Origin of the sequence: Actinoplanes utahensis (genome assembly GCF_016862455.1) — a bacterium.
In the GTDB taxonomy this organism is placed as follows: domain Bacteria; phylum Actinomycetota; class Actinomycetes; order Mycobacteriales; family Micromonosporaceae; genus Actinoplanes; species Actinoplanes utahensis.
Genome location: NZ_BOMZ01000001.1, coordinates 86,335 through 104,037, shown reverse-complemented (window position 1 = coordinate 104,037; position 17,703 = coordinate 86,335). Strand labels below are relative to the sequence as shown.

Below are 17,703 nucleotides of genomic sequence, written 5' to 3'. Positions count from 1 at the left end.
CGCGCCGTGCCGCATCGCGCCGTGCCGCATCGCGCCGTGCCGCATCGCGCCGTGCCGCATCGCGCCGTGCCGCATCGCGCCGTGCCGCATCGCGTCGCGTCGCGTCGTGCCGTGCCGCCGTCGTGTCGTGCCGCGGTACGGGCCCGCGACGAATGGTGCCGGTGGGGCCGCCGGACCCGGTCGGGGGAGCGCGGGCGTGAGACTCTTGACCCGGCGATGAGGCCGGGGAAGTGGCGAGCGCCGCGTGACAGCGGCTGTGTGTTCGAGGAGAGCCGATGGCGGACGAGCTTCCGGCGTACGCGGTCCCTCCGCCCCTCGACCTCGCGGCGCAGCTTCAACGCTCCGAGGACCTGGTCGCCCAGGCGGCCGCCTTGCGGGTCAAGGCGTCAGCGGTGGTGGCCACCGCGGTCGAGGTCGTCGCGGAGACCGCGAGCCGGCACGCCGCCCACCCGCGGACGGGCAGCGTGCTCTCCGATGCCGGCTCGGTGCCGGTGCCCGTGCCACCGATGCCGTTCAGCCGGATCGTCACGCGCGCCAGGCTGCGTGCGGTGCGCCGGGAGATCGGGATCGCGGCGGCCGGCGCCGGACTCGCCGACCAGGTCACGGCGGGCTTCGTGCTCGCGGTGCAGGAGCTGATGACCAATGCGGTCCGGCACGGCGGCGGTTGGGCCCGGGTGCGGCTGCACCGTTCCGGGTCGGCGCTCGTCTGTGTGGTGAGCGACCGCGGCCCGGGCCTGACCGGTGATCCTCGACGGGTCGGCACGCTCGCCGGCGCCCGGTCGGCGGGCGGGCGTGGGCTGTTCCTCGCCAGGGAGATGACCGACAGCCTGGAGGTCCGCAGCGGCCCGTCCGGAGTGACCGTCACGGTGACGATGGGCCTGCCCGGCTGACAGCGCAGTGGCCCGGTGCTCTCGTCCCACCGGGGGCCACCCGCTCGCGGGTGGGCCGACCAGGAGCCGCCTGCTTGCGGGTGGGCCGACCTGGAGCCGCCTGCTTGCGGGTGGGCCGACCTGGAGCCGCCCGCTCGGGGGCGGGCCGACCGGGAGCCGCCTGTCCGGGGGAGAGTCGTCGGATCAATGGCAGGGCCCGGCGACCGGGGGGTTCGGTCGCCGGGCCGGGACGGCTCAGCCCGGGGCGCCCGGCCGGCGGCGCCCGGGATCGGACCGGCCGGTCACGCCGCCTTCAGTTCCGGGGTGAGATCCGCGAGGAGCGCCTTGGCGAGCCGCCGCACGGCGAGGTCGTCGGTGCTCCGGCGGGCCCAGTGCGCCGGGTGCGGTTCGTCGCCGAACCATGCGGCCACGGCGGACCGGAGCGCGTCCTGCGGGCTGGCGCCGGACCGGACCCGGCGCAGCAGGTCGTCGAGCATCGTGGCGGCCGCGTCGTCGAGGGCCGCATCGCCGGGATCGCCGTCGGGCCCGGCCGGTTCCAGGTCGTCCGGCAGCGGCGCCACGGCGCCCCGGTTGGCCAGCGGTAGCAGCAGGTACTCGTACAGCCAGCCGTCGCCCGCCTCCCGGCGGATCCCGTCGAGGCAGGCCGCCACGTCGGCGCGCAGTTCCGCCCGGGTCGCCGTGCCGCCGGCCGGGCGTTCGACGCCGTCCCGGGCGGACTTGCGCAGGGCGAGCACGTCCAGTGGCCAGCCGTCCGCCTCGCCGCCGGTGGAGGCGGCGTAGCCGAGCAGGAACCGGAACACGTCGGCCAGCCAGGGATCGCCGAAGGACCGGGCGACCCGGCCGATCACCCCGTCGTTGCGCTGTGGTTTGGCGACGCCGCCCCGCGCCGCGCGCCCTCGGCGGCCGATCTCCTGCAGTTGGGCGCGCGCGGTGGCGTGGAAGTAGGCGAGCGCCATGTCGATGTCACCGGCGGCGGGGTCACCGAACTTGGCGTGCATCGCCGTGTGCGCGTGCAGCCACACGTCCAGGAACAGGTCCACGCAGCCGGTGCTCTCGCAGATCTGACGGGGGAGCCGGGCGCCGGGGTCGTGCGGGCCGAACGGGGCGGTGGTGCGGCAGGCGCCGGTCCGGTGCCCCTCGTGCCGGGCGTGTCGTGCCGGGCGCGTGACGCTCCAGGCGATGACGGCGGTCCGGGGCAGGCAGTTGCTGGTGGCGGGGCAGAACGAGGAAGACATGGACGCGCTCCTGAGGAGAACCCCACAAGGTGGGTTCGGCCACGGTGGCCGGCGCGTCCTGCGCGAGGCGCAGTAGTGAGCTCGAGGCTCGGTTGCCGATCGATCGGCTCTCCCACGTTACCCAGGCGACGCCCGGTGTCAAGGAATCGGGGCGGGATCCCCTGTCCGTTAGAAGGGTGCGGCACGGCTCGTCATCACCTCCGGCAGCACCAGAGAGGCAGGCTCACCATGACCACTCAGCTTCGTGACTCGTTCGCGGACCCGCAGTCCCGCGAGGACCGTTCCGTCGTCTTCATCGATCAGGTCGGCTCGACCGCGATGAAGGAGCAGCAGCCGGAGGCGGGCTGGCTGCCCTCGCTGGGTTTCCTGTACGACACCGTGACCACGATCGCGTTCCGCGCCAACCCGGACGCCGAGATCAAGTACCTCGGCGACGGCATCATGATCTCCTTCGACGGCGACCGGGCCACCGAGGCGGTGAACATGGCGATCCAGGTGCAGGAGGCGATCAACGACGCCAACCAGGGGCGTACCGGCGGCAAGGGCGCGATCGACTTCAACTGCAGTGTGGGCGTCAGCACCGGACCGATCGTCGCGTTCGAGACCCCGACCGGCGGCCGTGACTACGTCGGGATGGTGGCCGACAAGGCGCGTCGGCTGTGTGACGCGGCATCGCCCAAGGGCATCCTCATCGACCGGGCGACCGCGGCCGCGGCGAACATGACCCGGATCGCCAGCCGCGTCGGCACGGCGCTCGGGCGGGCTCCGGAGCAGTATCAGGGTGACATCCAGCGCATCCCGCTCAAAGGTTTCGACCAGCCGGTCGACTACTTCGAGGTCTTCTGGGACCAGCAGCTGCACGGCCTGAAGTCGGAGGGGGTGACCAGCACCGCGGACCGGATGCGCACGGCCGCCGCGCCGGTCGCCACGCAGCTGACCGTCGTGCGTCAGGCCGGCCGGGCCGGCGCCCCGGAGGAGCGGCACGTGGGGGAGGTGACCTGCTGGAAGCCGGAGGCCAACTTCGGTTTCCTCCGTGACCAGCGGACCGGCGAGGACTTCTACTTCCGCGGCAACCACATGGTCTACCCGGAGGACGCCGCCGAGACGCTGACCGTCGGCAGCCGGGCGGCCTTCGTCGCGTCCGGCCGGGCCGACACCGGCCACAAGCGGTCCGCCGTCGGCATCCTGGTGGTCGGCGACTACGCCGAGGGGACGCTGCGGCTGCCGGAGGGCAAGGCGCACGGCTGGCTGCGGGTCGCCGACGGGCTCGGCAACTCCCATCACGTCTTCACCTCCCGGGCCGCGGTGCAGGGCCACGCGCCGGGCACCCTGCTCAGCTTCAAGGTCGGCGCCAACGAGAAGGGGGGTGTCGCCGAGGAGATCGAGCTGCCGGAGATGCAAGCGGCGGCGTGACCGGCTGACGGTGGGGGCCTCCGGGACGTGGAGGTCCCCATCGGACATTCGGGTACGCCGTACGGGGGACTTTCGGCCATGGAGCTGCCGCCCGCTCCTTGATAGGCTGGGCGTGCCCCCGTCGCTAGCGCCGACTCTGCAAAGAGCCCATTCGGTCCCCGGCGGGGTTTTTCCTTCCCCAAGAGGTGCTGACATGGCGCGTGGTTGTCTCGTTCTGGTCGACGGCTGGAACCACTACCTTTCCACCAGCTCGTGCCTCGGGTTCGACCTCGCGCGGACCTTCCCGATCGACCGGCTGGCCGCCCACCTCGCGCCCCGGACCGGCGAGGAGACACTCGTCGACGTCGCCGTGGTGATGGCCCTGCCCAACCGGAACGAGCCGGGCGAGCTGCCCGAGTTCATGACCTGGCGCAAACGGCTGCGCGGGTTGCACAACGCCGGGGTGCGGCACGAGCACGCGAAATTCCGCTACTCCGACATGTCCTGCGGCGGCTGCGGCTCCCCGGTCGACCGGAAGGTCGTCTGCCCGCACTGCGAGCACGTGAACCCGATCGCCGGTCGCCGCAAGGAGAAGGGCGCCGACATCAAACTGGCCGCGCTCGCGCTCAACGGCGCCTGGCGGCAGGACTATTCGACGCTGGTCATCCTCTCCCAGGACGCGGATTTCGGCCCGCTGGTGCGCCAGCTCGCCGAGGTGCACCTGGAGCAGGGCCGGCGGTACGCCCTCTACTCCGCCTTCCCGGTCTGCGACCGGCCTCATCCGCACCGGGCGGTGCCCGGCACCCGGTCGATCCCTCTGGACGCCGCGACGTACGCCGCCTGCGCCCGCCGGTCCTAGGCGTTCTGAGCCGGCCGGGTGGCGGCCGCGGCCGCGAGCCAGTGGAGGATGTCCCGGCAGGCGATCCGGAAGTGTTCCATCAACGTCGGTGACGTGCCGGCGTTGCGGTTGTGGGCCATCGGGTTGCGGACCTTGGCGATCAGTTCGATCCGCTGGCGCCATTCCGCTTCGGCGCGGCCGAAGTACGGCTCGACCTGCTGCCAGTGCAGCACCATGACCTGCAGCAGCTCCCGCGGATGGGTGTAGTCCAGAAGGCTGCCGGCGTCGGTCGCCTCGCCGAACGCGCGGTCGCGTTCCTGCCGCTTGCGCCATTCCCCGACCAGCCTCGACTGGCTGTCCGCGAGGGTGACCGGCCAGGCGTCGCCGTACGCGTTCTCCAGCGCCGAGGAGAGGGCGGCGCGCAGCCCGATCTCGGTGCGGCGCCACAGCCGCCAGTCGTCGGAGGCGCGGGTGTCCTCCAGCGACAGCAGGTACTGCCCGAAGCTCTCGGAGAACGCCGTCCATCCGTCGTCGGTCGGTTTGATGATGCCCTCACGCGACATCCGTTCGGCGTCCAGCGGCCCGGCCGTCTCCTGCGGCCCGAACAGCACCTCGAGCAGTTTGCCCAGCCGGTTCTCCTCGCGCAGCAGCTCCAGCATGGACCGGTAGTAGTCGACGGTGAGCTGGCCGCAGGCGGCGACGGCCTGCCGGCAGCCGCGGTCCAGCGTCTCGGCGGGCGCCGGCCCGTAGAACGCCCACCGCTCGTGCAGCACCGACAGCAGCGCCGAGGACAGGAAGGGATGGCCGCCGGTCTCCAGGGTCAGCCACCCGGACAGAGCCTGCCGGAGATCGGCGTCCCGGTACGGCGATCGCCCGATCAGCTCGGTGAGTTCCGCGGCGGTGAAGCAGCCGACCGTCACCGACTGCCCGAAGATCCCCGGGAACGTCGACATCTCGGCGGTCGACTTCACCACGATCTCGCCCAGGCTGCGGCGCGACGTGGTGATCAGCCCGACCCGGAACTTCTCCTCGTGGGCGAGGGTCCGCAGGAACTCGAACGGGGCCGCCCGGGTGAACACGTTGCGCGCCGCGTCGAACTCGTCGAGCACGGCGACCACCTGATAGCCGGCCCGCCGGACCTGCCGGAGGTACGCCTTCAGGCAGCGGCACATGTCGTCCCAGGTGACGGCGGCCTCGAGGGCGGCGTACGGCGTCTGGAGCCGGTCGGTGAGCCGGCCACGATCCTCGATCCACTCGTGGATCAGGTCGGCGAGCTCACGGAACAGTGACTGTTCGGAATCGGCGCCGCTGACCGTGATCGTGATCGGGACGAAGGTGAGCCCGGCGGGGCTGGTCCCGGTGGCGTAGGTCTCGAGGGCCTGCGCGGCGAGGCTGGATTTGCCGATCCGGGGCGCCCCGACGATCGAGACGGGCGCCAGCGACGTGAACATCCGGCTGCGGACCGACCGCATCGCGTCCTGCCGCCCGACGAAATCCGCGCCGGTGACGATCAGACCGTAGCTGGCGTACGGGTTCACATCCATCGGTGCTGCAGCCACTCGCTGAACAGGCCGACCTGGATGCGGACCCGGTCACCGGGGATCCGTTTCACCACCTCACGGCGTTCGAGGTCCTGGATGACGCGATCGGCCTCGGGGTGGGCGCCGTGGTTGATCTCGTGGTACATGTAGCGCCCCGGGTCCCGGTGGGTCGCCCGCAACACCTCGATGACCAGGTCACCGCTGATGTCGGTCACCTCGCTGTCGCCCGGCGTCAGCAGGTTGTCGAACTGGTTGCGGTCCAGTTCCGCGATCAGCTTCTTCGCCACCGTGTCCACGTCGGCCGGGCCGATGACCGCCGCGAGGACGTCCGGCTGGTTCATGTAATGGACCAGGGCGTGGCACAACAGCTGGATGTAGTAGGGGCTGCAGCCGGTGAGGCGCAGGATCCGCTCGACGGCGTCACCGCGGTACCGGCTCTGGCCGTCGGGAAGCCGGATCGGATCCTCGATGAGCTGCCGGGCGTACACCTCGCCGAGGTAGGAGACCCGTTTCTCCAGCGCCACCTGGAACTCGTTGGGGTAGTCGAGGATGAACCGGGGCATCAGGTCGTTGCCGACGAGCACGCAGCGGAAGTAGCCGCGTTCCAGGATCGCCTTCCAGCCCTTCATGAAGTCGTTGGGCAGCTCACCGGTGCGCATCTTGGTGTGGAGCACGGTGAACTCGTCGACCAACAGCACCAGGGTGCTGTCGCCCAGGCCGGGCACGTCCCGCAACCACCTGCGCAGCCGCCGCATGTAGTCGTTGAACTTCGGCTGCGGAGCGAGCCGGATCTGCTCGACGTCCGGTTCCGGCGGCGGGCCGGTGGGCAGGCCGTGATCCTCGACCCGCTCGCTCAGGACCTGGTACATCTCCATGGCGATGGCGTACAGCAGGTCACCGAGGTCCTCGCCGCCGGGGAGGTCGCCGATGCTCATCTTCACCGCCAGATAGGGCGGCCGCAGCTTCTCCCGCAGGTGGTACAGCACCGACGACTTGCCGGCCCGCTTCTGCCCGTAGACGATGACGCTGCCCCGGGAGTCGCCGACCGTCTCGATCAGATCGGCGATCAGCTCGTCGCGCCCCTTGAACATGCCCGGGTCCTCGACCGGCAGGCCGGCGCTGAACGGGTTGTCGATCTCGACCCACTCCTCGTCCGGATGCAGGCGGATCGACTTCGGCTCGACCGGCGCGGTGACCCGTTCCCCCGACCGCAGGGTGAAGGCGACCTTGCTGTGCAGCGTGATGAGCTCCTGCTCGATCGCGTTCGGGGTGGCCGTCAGCGACAACTGGCAGGTCTGGGACTCCCCGGCGCCGATCGACTCGGCGACCGGGACGGTGTTCTTGGCGGCGGTGTACTCCGCGCTGTGCACGATCTCCAGTTCCACGTTGCTCACCGGCATCGCGTCGAAGCCGTTGGAGACCTGCAGCTGCACCGTCACCTCGCCGGCGGCCGGCAGGTACCGGTCGAGGACCACCTCCACCCGCAGACTCTCCGGGGCGGCCTTCGCCGAGTACCGCCGGAAGTCCTCCTCCAGCTCGTGGTCCAGGGCGAACAGGTACGGGTGCAGGGTCTCCACCGACAGCACCGTGGGCGCGGTCTCGAACTCGGCGACCAGGTCCCGGATCGCGGCGTGCACCGTGCTGAACAGCCGCTCGCGTTCGACGTACGCGCCCTGCGCCGAGTACCGCCGCAGGCTGGTGACGATCTGCTGGCAGCTGATCACCCGTTGCAGGTCCGTCTTCGAGGTCAGCTCGCGGGTCTCCTCGGCGATCCGGTCCAGTTCCGCGCGGTGCCGGTCGAGCGCCACGAGCGCCGGGCCGACCTCGGCCAGCGTGTTGATCTGCCGGTACGCCCGGCGTCCCCGCCGGTCCTGCTCCGCGGCCGCCGCCCACGCCGAGGTGAACGAGGCCTGGTCGTTGAGTGGCGTCGGCGAGCCGAGGTGCGCGGCGACGGCCTCCTGGAACAGCTCCCGGGTGGTCCGGTCGGCCCAGATCCGCCGGATCAGCCGGGCCGGCACCTCTCCCTGGGTCGGCAGGGCCAGCAACGCGCCGAGGACTTGCGGCGCCAGATGCTTCTGCCGCATGACGAGCGCGAGCGCCTTCTCCAGCGGCGGCACCTTGCCGTCCTCGAGCAGCTGCACGTTGGTGAGGGTGAACGACATGACGAGCTGGCGCAGCTTGAAGTCGACGACGTCGTCCCAGTCGGGTTTCACGCTCACCGCCTCGGTGTAATAGGCGCGGATCACGTCGGCGGTGACCCTGGCCTCGAGGGCGCAGGCGTCGCCCATGGCGGCCGCGAAGTACCGCAGGCGTTTCCGGAAGCCGTCGTCGGTGATGCCCAGGTCCTGCATGATCCGGGCCGCGGACAGGTTGGCCTCCGCCCGCTCGCGCGGCAGGTCCGTGCCGAGCAACCGGTTCTTGGCACGCCCGGAGACCAGGCGGTCGACCCGCTCGATGTCCTCCTCGGTGTACTGCCCACGGGTCCGGCTCTCGGTCGGGACACCCCAGTACTCGCACCGGTCGAGATGGAACGCCAGTAGCGGCGACAGCTCGGTCGTCGTCTCCACCTGGAGCTGCAGCGTCATCTCGACGACCGACCAGATGTTCGTCTCCATCGCGGTGTTGAGCTGTTCGAGCAGCGTCTCCAGGGACCGGTGGCGGGGATGACGGCGCAGCTCCGCCTCCAGAAGCTCCTTGGCCTCCTCGTGCCGGGTGCTCTTGAGCAGGGCGGCGGTGAGCCGCCGTACCACCCGGATGCGGTCGTCCCTGGTCGGCGCCGAGGTGATCATGGGGCGCAGCTGCTCGACCGCCTCCGGCCACCGCCCGGCGTGCTCCAGCACCGTGCTGCGGTCCTGCGACCAGCTCCACAGCTCCGTCGGCGTCCGGAACAGCCGGCGGTTCTCGTCGAGGACCGCCAGCGCCTCCTCCCGGTTCTTCATCCGGGTCGACAGCATGTTGACCAGCCTGCGTACGGCGCGGGCCGGCTGATCACCCTGCGCGATGGCCTGCCGGAACCAGCGTTCCGCATTCTCGAGGTCGCCCAGCCGGAGCGCCTCCTCGGCCAGGGACGACGGGCCGCTGTGCTTGCTCTGCGAGGTGTACATGGGTTTGCGCGCGGCCGGTTTCGGTGGCGGACCGGGAACCGGCGTGCCCGGGGCCGGTTCGCTGCGCGCGTTCGACACGGCGCGTTCCGCGGTCCAGGTCAGCGAATCCTCCGGGGCGAGCCGCACCAGCCGGGCGAGCGAACGCTCGGCCGCAGGGAGGTCCTTACGGCGCAGACTGGTGTGCACCTCTTGGGCGAGGTCCTCGACGGGGGAGGCCGCTTCCACCGGCGGGACGGCCACCACGGCCGGCGGCTCGATCGGGGCAGCCGGCTCGGCGGCCGGTGACGGGGCGGGCGGGGCGACCGTCGCGGCGGGGGCCGGGGTGGCCGGCTCCGGGGCGAAATGAAGGGCGCCGGCGAGCGCCAGGAACGCCTCCGGCGCGGCGTCGGGGGAGTTCCACTGATCGCCGGGAAACCCGGTCAGCTCGGTCGGTGACACGCAGACGAGGCCGCAGTGCAGCACCGCGAGCCGGCCGGCGCCGGCCGGCCATCGGGCGGCATCGCGGATCAGCCCGGCGAGCTCGGCCCGGCCCCCGATCTCGGTCAGCGCGATCGCGCTGAGGGCGGTCAGCGGCAGGTCGAACGGCGCGGAGTCGGCCTTGATGCAGCGGCGCAGCGTCGCCGGGGAGTGCTCGTGTTCACCGGTCAGCCGCTGGGCCATCGCGAGGTCGAAGCACGACAGGCTGTCGTCGAGAACGTCGGCCGCGTCGGAGAACAGGTCGCGAGCCTCCTCGCGGCGGCCCAGCCGCCACAGCATGCGGCCGGCGATCTGGAGCGCGTCCGGGGCCCGGTACTCGTCCGCGATCCGGCGCAGGCCCGCCACACACTGCAGGATCTTGTCCGGGTCCTTGGTCTTGACGGCGTACTCGTACCGGTTGCGCTCGGCCACCAGGTCGCGTTTCAGCCGGTGGCGGAATTCGACGTCCAGATCGCTGTCGTAGACCTCCCACACGACCGGCGGCACCTCCAAGGTGACCGCCCGTACCTGCTGGGTCAAGGCGGCGAGGACCGTCCGCGAGCCCGGCGGCAGCGGGACGTGCCGCACCACCGGGGCGGCGGCCGGCGCCGGGGGAGGCGCCGGGCCGCCGCCGTCGCCGTCGGTCGCCTCCGGCATCGGCGCCGGCGGCCGTGCGCCGCTGTCACCGCCGCCGTTCGCGCCGGGGGAGGTGCGCACGACCATGGCGATGGCAGGCGCTTCAAGGATGATCTCGTCGCCGCCGAGGTCGCTGATGATCAGACATTCGTCGTCGATGTCGACAAGGGTGCCCTCGATCGGCTCCCCGACGTAGACAGTGACACGAATACTGCTCCCCAGCGGAACCCGCGACTTGATGGGAGCGAGCCGCACCCGTGGGAATCTACCGGCTGCCGGCTCCCTTGAGGATCGACCGTTCGCGGGAGCCGGTCCGAAGCCGACCAGGGGCTTGACTATTCACGATGGACACTGGCGGGTGACCCGGAAGGCCCCCGCTCACCCTCCGGGCGCGCCTGTCCCGCCGGGCCCCGGCCGCCGGCACGGGAGGTGCGACGGAAGGTACGGGGGTCGAACGCCCCGCCGGGATGCTGCTGGACGAACTCGCCCTGCGCGTCGGTGATCAGGCCCCGGGCCCGGTCGGGATCGTTCTGCGGATACCAGTCCGATACGTCGTTCATGCCACTTCCCTACCCGCCGGGCCGGCCGGCTCACCCTCGGCGTCCTCGCCGGGGACCGGTTCGGGCGTACGGTGACCGGTGTCGTCGACCAGGCCGGGCGCCATGCTGCCGCCGTGCGCCTCCTGCGCCGGATGCTCCTGGGCGCGCCGCTGCTCGGCGTCGGCGGAACCCGGCCCGTCCCCGGTGGTGAACTCGCTGTACTGCTCGGGATCGACATCACTCATGATCGTCCTATACCCGCCCGGCCCGCTCTGATGCCCCACGGCCGGCGGAACGCGTGTGATCAGGGGTGACCGGCACGGGCATGCATGACCCGCAGCCGGGGGCGGCCGGGAGGGGAGGCCTGCCGTGGCCGCCGCGAGTCACGGGACGCTGCGTGGCCCGTACCGAAGCGTGGTGTGAGAGAACCCTCGCCGACCGGAACCGATGGCGGTGTTAGCCGACTTGTTGATCAGGGTACGGGAGGACATCGGAAGGCTGACCCCGCTCCCCGCGGCGGTGGACCGGCGGATACCTTGGCGCGGCGGGGTTTTGACGGCCTGGGGCAAGGGGAACAGCGAACAGCGATGAGCGGTAGTGAGCGCCGGCCGTCCGCACACGTCTTCTCCGCCGACAGCGAGGTCGGAAACGATCTCGCCGCGGTGGACTGGAGCGCGACCCCGCTCGGGCCGCCCGAGGACTGGCCGCAGAGTCTGCAGACGGCGGTCAGCATCCTGCTGTCGTCACGGTTCTCGATGTGGATGGCGTGGGGCCCCGAGCTGACGTTCTTCTGCAACGCTGCATACCGGAGGAACACCCTCGGCCGCAAGTACCCGTGGGCGCTCGGCCGGCCGGCCGGCGAGGTGTGGGCGGAGATCTGGGGCGACATCGGGCCGCGCATCGACACCGTGCTGCGGACCGGGGAGGCGACCTGGGACGAGGGGCTGCTGCTGTTCGTGGAGCGGTCCGGTTACCCCGAGGAGTCGTACCACACGTTCTCGTACAGCCCGCTGCGTGACGACGACGGCGCCGTGGTCGGGATGCTGTGCGTGGTCAGCGAGGAGACCGACCGGGTCATCGGCGAACGGCGGATGGCGACGCTGCGCGACCTCGGCTCGGACCCGAGCGTGGTGCGCACCGAGGAGCAGATGCTGGCGTTCGCGGGAGCGCAGCTGGGCCGCAACCTGCGGGACCTGCCGTTCACGCTGACCTACCTGTTCGATGACGACTCCACGGCGCGGCTCGCCGGGGCGACCGGGATCGACGCCGGGCATCCGGCGGCGGCCGTCGGCACGTGGCCGGTCGAGCGGCTGGCGCAGGGCGAGACGGTACGGATGCGGCTGGCCGCGGAGCCGTTCGCCGTCCTGCCGTCCGGGGACTGGCCGGCGCCGCCGACGGAGGCGCTGGTGCTGCCGTTGCTGCGACAGGGCGGCGCGCCGTACGGCTTCCTCGTCGCCGCCCTGAACCGGTACCGCCCGTTCGACTCCGCCTACCGCGGCTTCCTCGAACTGGCCGCCGGTCACGTGGCCGCCGGCATCGCCGGCGTCCGCACCTACCGGGCGCAGCAGCGGCGGGCCGAGGAACTGGCCGAACTCGACCGCGCCAAGACCACCTTCTTCTCCAACATCAGCCACGAGTTCCGTACCCCGCTGACTCTGATCATGGGCCCGGTCGAGGATCTCCTCGCCGACGCGGACGACGGGACCCGCGAGCAACTCGAGCTCATCCAGCGCAACGGGCTGCGGCTCGGCAAGCTGGTCAACGCGCTGCTCGACTTCTCCCGCATCGAGGCCGGCCGGATGCAGGCCGTCTACGAGCCGGTCGAGCTGGCCGCCGCCACCGCCGAACTGGCGAGCGTCTTCCGGTCGGCGATCGAACGGGCCGGGCTCGCCCTCGACGTGGACTGCCCGCCGCTGGCCGAGCCGGTGCACGTGGACCGCGGCATGTGGGAGAAGGTGATCCTGAACCTGCTCAGCAACGCGCTCAAGTTCACCTTCGACGGGCGGGTGCGGGTCGCGGTGCACGCCGACGGCGGCGAGGCCGTGGTCACCGTCGCCGACACCGGCGTCGGGGTGGCGGCCGAGGAGATGCCCCGGCTGTTCGAACGGTTCCACCGGATCGAGAACGCACGCTCCCGGTCCAACGAGGGCAGCGGCATCGGCCTGGCCCTGGTGCAGGAGCTGGTCGGGCTGCACGGCGGCACGATCACCGCGGACAGCACCGTCGGCCGGGGCACCACCTTCACCATCCGGCTGCCGTTCGGCAAGTCCGACCCGCCGGCCGCGGCGCCGCAACGCGCCGTCGTCGACGCCCAGCCGTTCCTGGAGGAGGCGCTGCGCTGGCTGCCCGCCGACTCCGGGCCGGCCCCGGAACCCGCGGCCCCCGGCGGCACGGCCGTGCTCGTCGCCGACGACAACGCCGACATGCGTGAGTACCTGACCCGGCTGCTGCGGTCGGCCGGGCACCGGGTCACCGCGGTCGCCGACGGTCAGGAAGCCCTGGAGAGCGCTCGCGCCGACGTGCCGGACCTGGTGATCAGCGACGTGATGATGCCGCGGTTGGACGGGTTGCGGCTGGTCGCGGCGCTGCGCGCGGACCCGCGGACGGCGGGCACACCGGTGCTGCTGCTGTCCGCCCGCGCCGGGGAGGAGGCGTCCATCGAAGGTCTGGAGGCGGGCGCCGACGACTATCTGGTCAAACCGTTCTCCGCGGCCGAACTGCTGGCCCGGGTCCGGGCCAACGTCGAGCTGTCCCGGCTGCGCAACCACCACGCCCGCTGGCGGACGGCGCTGATCGACTCGCTGCAGGAGGCGTTCTTCGTCTGCGACGAGGACGGCGCGATCATCGAGATCAACAGCGCCTTCACCGACATCCTCGGGTACGGGCCCGAAGGGCTGCCCTACGGCCCCGTCCCCCCGTGGTGGCCGGACCCGGAGACCGACGCCGAGGCGCACGACGCCGTCTCCGACGCTCTCGCGATGCTGCTCGGCCAGTCCCACGGCTCCTACACGATCCCGGTCGTGCACCGCGACGGCCACCGGCTGTGGGCGGCCGCCGCGTTCAACCAGGTCCGCGACCCGGACACCGGCCGCCTCGTCGTCGTCGGCACGTTCCGTGACGTGACCGCCGAGCACTACGCGATCCAGCGCGACAGCGCCCTCGCCGCCCTGGGCCTGTGCCTGTCCGAGGCGGAGAACCTCGACGGCGCGCTCACCGCGGTCCTGGGCGAACTGCGCGAGATCTGGCAGGCGGCGTACGTCCTGGCGGCCGTCTTCACCGAGCCCGGCCGTCCCGTCGTCACCGCCACCGACGGCGCGCCGACCTGGGAGACGCTCGCACCGGAACGGCGCGACGAGATCCTCGCCCTGCACGACCGGCCGGCGCTGACCCCGGCGGGCAGCGGCATCACCCTGGACCACCCGTACGGCACCATGGTCCTGTGGATCGAACCCGGACCGAAACGCCCCTTCACCGAACCGGACGAGACCCTCCTCGCGCTGCTCGCCGGCCACCTCAGCCAAGGGTTGCACCGCATCCACCAGATCGACCAGCAGCGGGAGACCGCGCTCGCCCTGCAACGGGCCATTCTCGGCCCGGACCGGCTGCCCAGCGGCTTCGCCGTCCGCTACGAGCCCGCCACCCGGCCGCTGAAGGTCGGCGGCGACTGGTACGACACGATCGAACTCGCCGACGGCCGGATCGGCATCGTCGTCGGCGACTGTGTCGGCCACGGCCTGCGCGCCGCCACCGTGATGGGACAGCTGCGCAGCGCCTGCCGGGCCCTGCTGCTGCGCGACTCCAGCCCGGCCCGCGCCCTGATGTCCCTCGACCAGTTCGCCGGTCACCTGCCCGGCGCCACCTGCGCCACCGTGTTCTGCGGCGTCCTCGATGCCGCCACCGGCCACCTGACCTACTCCAGCGCGGGCCACCCGCCGGCCATCGTCGGCCACCCCGACGGCACCACCCACCTGCTCGACCAGGGCCGCTCCCGGCCGCTCGCCGTGCACCCCGGCGACGACCGGCCGGAAGCCACCTACACCGTTCCGCCCCGCGCCACCCTGCTGCTCTACACCGACGGCCTCGTCGAACGCCGCCGCCGCCCGCTCTCCATCGGCATCGACCAGGCCAGCGCCGCCGTCCGGCACGGGCTCGGCACCCCCATCGAAGACCTCGCGTCGGAGATCATGGACCGGCTCACCCCGGACAGCGGCTACGACGACGACGTCGCCCTGCTGCTGTACCGCCACCCCGGCCCCCTCGAACTGGAATTCCCCGCCGAGTCCGGCCGCCTCTCCGGTGTCCGCGCCGCCCTGCGCAACTGGCTGGAACGCTGTGGCATCGACGCCAACACCACCCAGAACATCCTCGTCGCCGCCGGCGAGGCCTGCGCCAACGCCATCGAACACGGTCACCGCGACGCCCCCGGCGGCCGGATCCGGCTCCGTGCCGCCGCCACCGCCGGCGACCTGCGCCTCATCGTCACCGACACCGGCCGCTGGAAGACCCCGGACCCCGCCACCAGCCCCTATCGGGGGAGAGGGCTGAAACTGATGCGTGCTTTCATGCACGCTGTCACCGTCACTTCCGGAACCACCGGCACCATCGTCGACATGCAGGCGAGGATCTCCTGATGACCACGGCGCTCACCCTCACCACGGACTCCGGCGTGCTCACCGCCGCCGGAGAGATCGACATGAGCAATGCCGAGACGTTCGCGACGGCCCTGGCCACCGCCGTCACCGCCACGGACGGGTCACGGCTGGTCGTCGACCTGAGGTCGGTGGAATATCTGGACAGCGCGGGCCTTGCGGCCCTCTTCGCACAGGCGGACCACATCGAGGTACGCACCGGGCCGCTGCTCGCCCCGTTACTGGAGATCTCCGGACTCGCCGGCCTGACCACCGTCCACCAGACCTGACACGGCCAGCACCCTCCGGGCCGCCGCCGGCACGTCCACGCCGGTTGGGAGAGAACGCGGCGCCCCAGCCGCCCATGAGTCCAGGTCGGATGCCGCATGGCGATCCGCTCGACGATGGCGGCGTCGACGGAGACACAGCCGAGTTCGAAGCCCGCCCCGCTCCCGCCGTCGAGACGCCGGTGAACAGTGGTCAGCGCCGCTTTTCGCCTCTCGCCGACCGGGCCGTCGACGAGAGGCGACCAGATCCAGGTCACTGACGCGCCGAACGTAGTCGTCGGTGGCCAAGGAGCCCGCCACCATCAGGTCACCGACCCGTCCGAGCCTTTCCCGCTCGTCACCGAGCTCGCGGACAACGGCAGGCGGCATCCCCATGCGGCGAGTCTGAAGAGGAGGGACGACGGTCGGCGGGCGCACGGCGCATGCGTCCCGGCCGGCGGGTGGCTCCTGGTCAGCCGGGGTCATCCGAACGGCCGGCCCGACCAGCCCGTCCGGATGGAAGATGTCCGCGATGTCAGGTTTCTCCATTTTCACTGGTCACTCAGCGCAGACTGCCCTTAACTCAAGGGGGCGTGGTGACATGAGTGCGGTCTTCGGAGAAAGACTGACCTTTCCACAGGACGCCGGACCGGCGGTGGAACTCGTGGTCTGGGGTGATGAGTTCTACGCCCGGCGCGAGAACGCGGGCGACGCCGGCGACCTGTTCCGGGCCACCGCGGGCGTGGCACTCGACGACACCACCAACCCTTCCTCCGTACGCTGGGACGGAGCCGGCTCCGGCCTGGTGATCAGCGACATCGGCGATCCGGGGCCGGTGATCAGGTTCCCGGTCGGGGAGCCGTCCCCTGTCGACGACGCCGTCGCGATCCCCGGAGGCGTGGGATGCCACGGGACGCTTGCCGGCGCCGGCGCGCGGCTGCTGGCGGAATGAACCCGGCCGGCTCGCCCCGGGATGCGTCCCGGCGGAGACTGCGGGCGCTCGGCAGCCGGTCACCGCGTCTCGCGCCCCGGCGCGGGACCGATGGCCGAGCCGGTCCGGGCGGGCGGAAGTCCCTGCTCCCCGGAATCTCGTCCGCGATCACCGCGCTGGCGGCCGTCTTCGCGATCCTGATCTCGTGGCTGACCTTCCGGATCAACCGGGACGGGCAGATCACCGCTCGCTACACCAGCGCGGTCGAGCAACTCGGCAACAGGGAGATGATCACCAGGGTGGGCGCTTTCTACTCACTCGGACGGATCGCTCTCGAGTCCGACCACGACCGCCCGGTCATCATCGACATGCTGGTCGACTACGTCCAGGACAAGGCCGGGATGAAACACGGCTCCCCGGAGCAGTGCCACGACCGGCCGGATACGAGCCTGGACGTCATCGCGGCGCTGCGCGTGCTGCTGATCAGGATCGAGCGGACCCCCGACGACCACCGGCTCAACCTGCGCCGGGTGTGCCTGCGCGGGATCCAGTTGCCGGGCGCCGACCTGACGTGCGTACGTCTGGACAACGCCGTCGTCGAGTACTCGAACTTCGCCAAGGCGACGCTCGTCGACGCGTCGCTGCAGCACACCAGGTTCGGCAGGACCATCCTCGACGGCGCCGTCCTCGATCGGGCGGACGCGTTCGACGCCGACTTCAGCAACATCAACCACCACTCGATGAACACCCTGGTCGGCGCCACGCTGCGCGGCACCAATCTGATGCAGGCACGATTCGTCGGTGCCGACCTCACCGGCGCCGATCTGACCGCGGCCAGGCTGACCGGCGCCGACCTGGAAAGCGCCGAACTGGGGGGCGCCCGTCTGGACACCTATCTCGCCGACGCCTACCGCCTTCCTCCCGGAGTCGACCGAACGGACGCCCGCGCCTCGGCGCCGCCGTCGCCGCCGGCTGCGTCGTCGGGCTGCCGCGAGTGATCGACGGCAGCCGGGCGGCTCATCCACACGACCACCATCCACCTGCGAAAATCTCACGGACAGGACTGTCATGCCATCTGTTTCGCAACCGGGCGGCCCCGCGATCGAGTTCGCCGCCGCCACTGGTTCCGCCGTCCCCGGACAGCCGAGGCCGGGCGATCCCGCACCGTGCGCCGGCTATTGGCAGCCACAGTGCAAAGGGGAGGAGCCCCGGCATCTGACGAAGCACCGCAAGATTCCGAAGTGCGG

The 17,703-nt window shown here is 71.7% G+C and carries 12 protein-coding genes; 7 read left to right on the top strand and 5 right to left on the bottom strand.

Annotation, left to right across the window (positions count from 1 at the left end):
- Positions 1–275 precede the first annotated feature (275 nt).
- Complete coding sequence (locus Aut01nite_RS00465) at positions 276–890, top strand: ATP-binding protein (protein WP_083999252.1); 615 nt, start codon at positions 276–278, stop codon at positions 888–890.
- Positions 891–1,171: 281 nt separating this feature from the next.
- Here the strand turns inward: Aut01nite_RS00465 and Aut01nite_RS00460 are convergent, their stop codons facing one another.
- The gene (locus Aut01nite_RS00460) at positions 1,172–2,125 is read right to left on the bottom strand and encodes a hypothetical protein (protein WP_043527001.1); all 954 of its coding nucleotides are present in this window, start codon (positions 2,123–2,125) and stop codon (positions 1,172–1,174) included.
- A 228-nt stretch (positions 2,126–2,353) separates the two neighbouring features.
- Here Aut01nite_RS00460 and Aut01nite_RS00455 point away from each other — a divergent pair, with 228 nt between their 5' ends.
- Positions 2,354–3,538 carry an adenylate/guanylate cyclase domain-containing protein gene (locus Aut01nite_RS00455; protein ID WP_043526999.1) on the top strand — a complete coding sequence of 395 codons (1,185 nt, stop codon included), beginning with the start codon at positions 2,354–2,356 and terminating at the stop codon, positions 3,536–3,538.
- A gap of 193 nt (positions 3,539–3,731) precedes the next feature.
- Positions 3,732–4,376, top strand: coding sequence for an NYN domain-containing protein (locus Aut01nite_RS00450; protein ID WP_043526998.1), 645 nt, complete (start codon positions 3,732–3,734; stop codon positions 4,374–4,376).
- Here the strand turns inward: Aut01nite_RS00450 and Aut01nite_RS00445 are convergent.
- The 4 genes from Aut01nite_RS00445 to Aut01nite_RS00430 form a co-directional block, all read right to left on the bottom strand.
- Entirely contained in the window at positions 4,373–5,899 is a 1,527-nt protein-coding gene (locus Aut01nite_RS00445) for an AAA family ATPase (RefSeq protein WP_152628815.1), read from the bottom strand. The two genes, Aut01nite_RS00450 and Aut01nite_RS00445, sit on opposite strands and share 4 nt — an antisense overlap.
- The gene (locus Aut01nite_RS00440; RefSeq protein ID WP_204037381.1) at positions 5,890–10,347 is read right to left on the bottom strand and encodes an ATP-binding protein; all 4,458 of its coding nucleotides are present in this window, start codon (positions 10,345–10,347) and stop codon (positions 5,890–5,892) included. Before Aut01nite_RS00440 ends, Aut01nite_RS00445 begins: the two co-directional genes overlap by 10 nt.
- Before the next feature lie 80 nt (positions 10,348–10,427).
- Positions 10,428–10,652: a hypothetical protein gene (locus tag Aut01nite_RS00435; protein WP_043528149.1), complete on the bottom strand. Its 225-nt coding sequence runs from the start codon at positions 10,650–10,652 to the stop codon at positions 10,428–10,430.
- Positions 10,649–10,876, bottom strand: a complete 228-nt coding sequence (locus Aut01nite_RS00430; protein ID WP_043528146.1) for a hypothetical protein — start codon at positions 10,874–10,876, stop codon at positions 10,649–10,651. Before Aut01nite_RS00430 ends, Aut01nite_RS00435 begins: the two co-directional genes overlap by 4 nt.
- Before the next feature lie 342 nt (positions 10,877–11,218).
- Between Aut01nite_RS00430 and Aut01nite_RS00425 the strand changes: the two genes are divergently transcribed.
- From Aut01nite_RS00425 to Aut01nite_RS00410, 4 genes are all read left to right on the top strand, one after another.
- Positions 11,219–15,262: a SpoIIE family protein phosphatase gene (locus Aut01nite_RS00425; protein WP_043528144.1), complete on the top strand. Its 4,044-nt coding sequence runs from the start codon at positions 11,219–11,221 to the stop codon at positions 15,260–15,262.
- On the top strand, positions 15,262–15,549 hold the full coding sequence (locus Aut01nite_RS00420) for an STAS domain-containing protein (RefSeq protein ID WP_043528142.1): 288 nt from the start codon (positions 15,262–15,264) through the stop codon (positions 15,547–15,549). Before Aut01nite_RS00425 ends, Aut01nite_RS00420 begins: the two co-directional genes overlap by 1 nt.
- Before the next feature lie 577 nt (positions 15,550–16,126).
- On the top strand, positions 16,127–16,477 hold the full coding sequence (locus Aut01nite_RS00415; RefSeq protein WP_083999414.1) for a hypothetical protein: 351 nt from the start codon (positions 16,127–16,129) through the stop codon (positions 16,475–16,477).
- Positions 16,474–17,454: a pentapeptide repeat-containing protein gene (locus tag Aut01nite_RS00410; protein ID WP_043528138.1), complete on the top strand. Its 981-nt coding sequence runs from the start codon at positions 16,474–16,476 to the stop codon at positions 17,452–17,454. The genes Aut01nite_RS00415 and Aut01nite_RS00410 overlap by 4 nt, the downstream gene beginning before the upstream one ends.
- Positions 17,455–17,703: the final 249 nt, after the last annotated feature.

Coding starts and splice junctions, on each gene's coding strand:
- Aut01nite_RS00455 (WP_043526999.1), top strand. CDS start 2,354: ATGACCACTCAGCTTCGTGACTCGTTCGCGGACCCGCAGTCCCGCGAG.
- Aut01nite_RS00435 (WP_043528149.1), bottom strand. CDS start 10,652: ATGAACGACGTATCGGACTGGTATCCGCAGAACGATCCCGACCGGGCC.
- Aut01nite_RS00465 (WP_083999252.1), top strand. CDS start 276: ATGGCGGACGAGCTTCCGGCGTACGCGGTCCCTCCGCCCCTCGACCTC.
- Aut01nite_RS00430 (WP_043528146.1), bottom strand. CDS start 10,876: ATGAGTGATGTCGATCCCGAGCAGTACAGCGAGTTCACCACCGGGGAC.
- Aut01nite_RS00460 (WP_043527001.1), bottom strand. CDS start 2,125: ATGTCTTCCTCGTTCTGCCCCGCCACCAGCAACTGCCTGCCCCGGACC.
- Aut01nite_RS00410 (WP_043528138.1), top strand. CDS start 16,474: ATGAACCCGGCCGGCTCGCCCCGGGATGCGTCCCGGCGGAGACTGCGG.
- Aut01nite_RS00415 (WP_083999414.1), top strand. CDS start 16,127: ATGAGTGCGGTCTTCGGAGAAAGACTGACCTTTCCACAGGACGCCGGA.
- Aut01nite_RS00425 (WP_043528144.1), top strand. CDS start 11,219: ATGAGCGGTAGTGAGCGCCGGCCGTCCGCACACGTCTTCTCCGCCGAC.
- Aut01nite_RS00450 (WP_043526998.1), top strand. CDS start 3,732: ATGGCGCGTGGTTGTCTCGTTCTGGTCGACGGCTGGAACCACTACCTT.
- Aut01nite_RS00445 (WP_152628815.1), bottom strand. CDS start 5,899: ATGGATGTGAACCCGTACGCCAGCTACGGTCTGATCGTCACCGGCGCG.
- Aut01nite_RS00420 (WP_043528142.1), top strand. CDS start 15,262: ATGACCACGGCGCTCACCCTCACCACGGACTCCGGCGTGCTCACCGCC.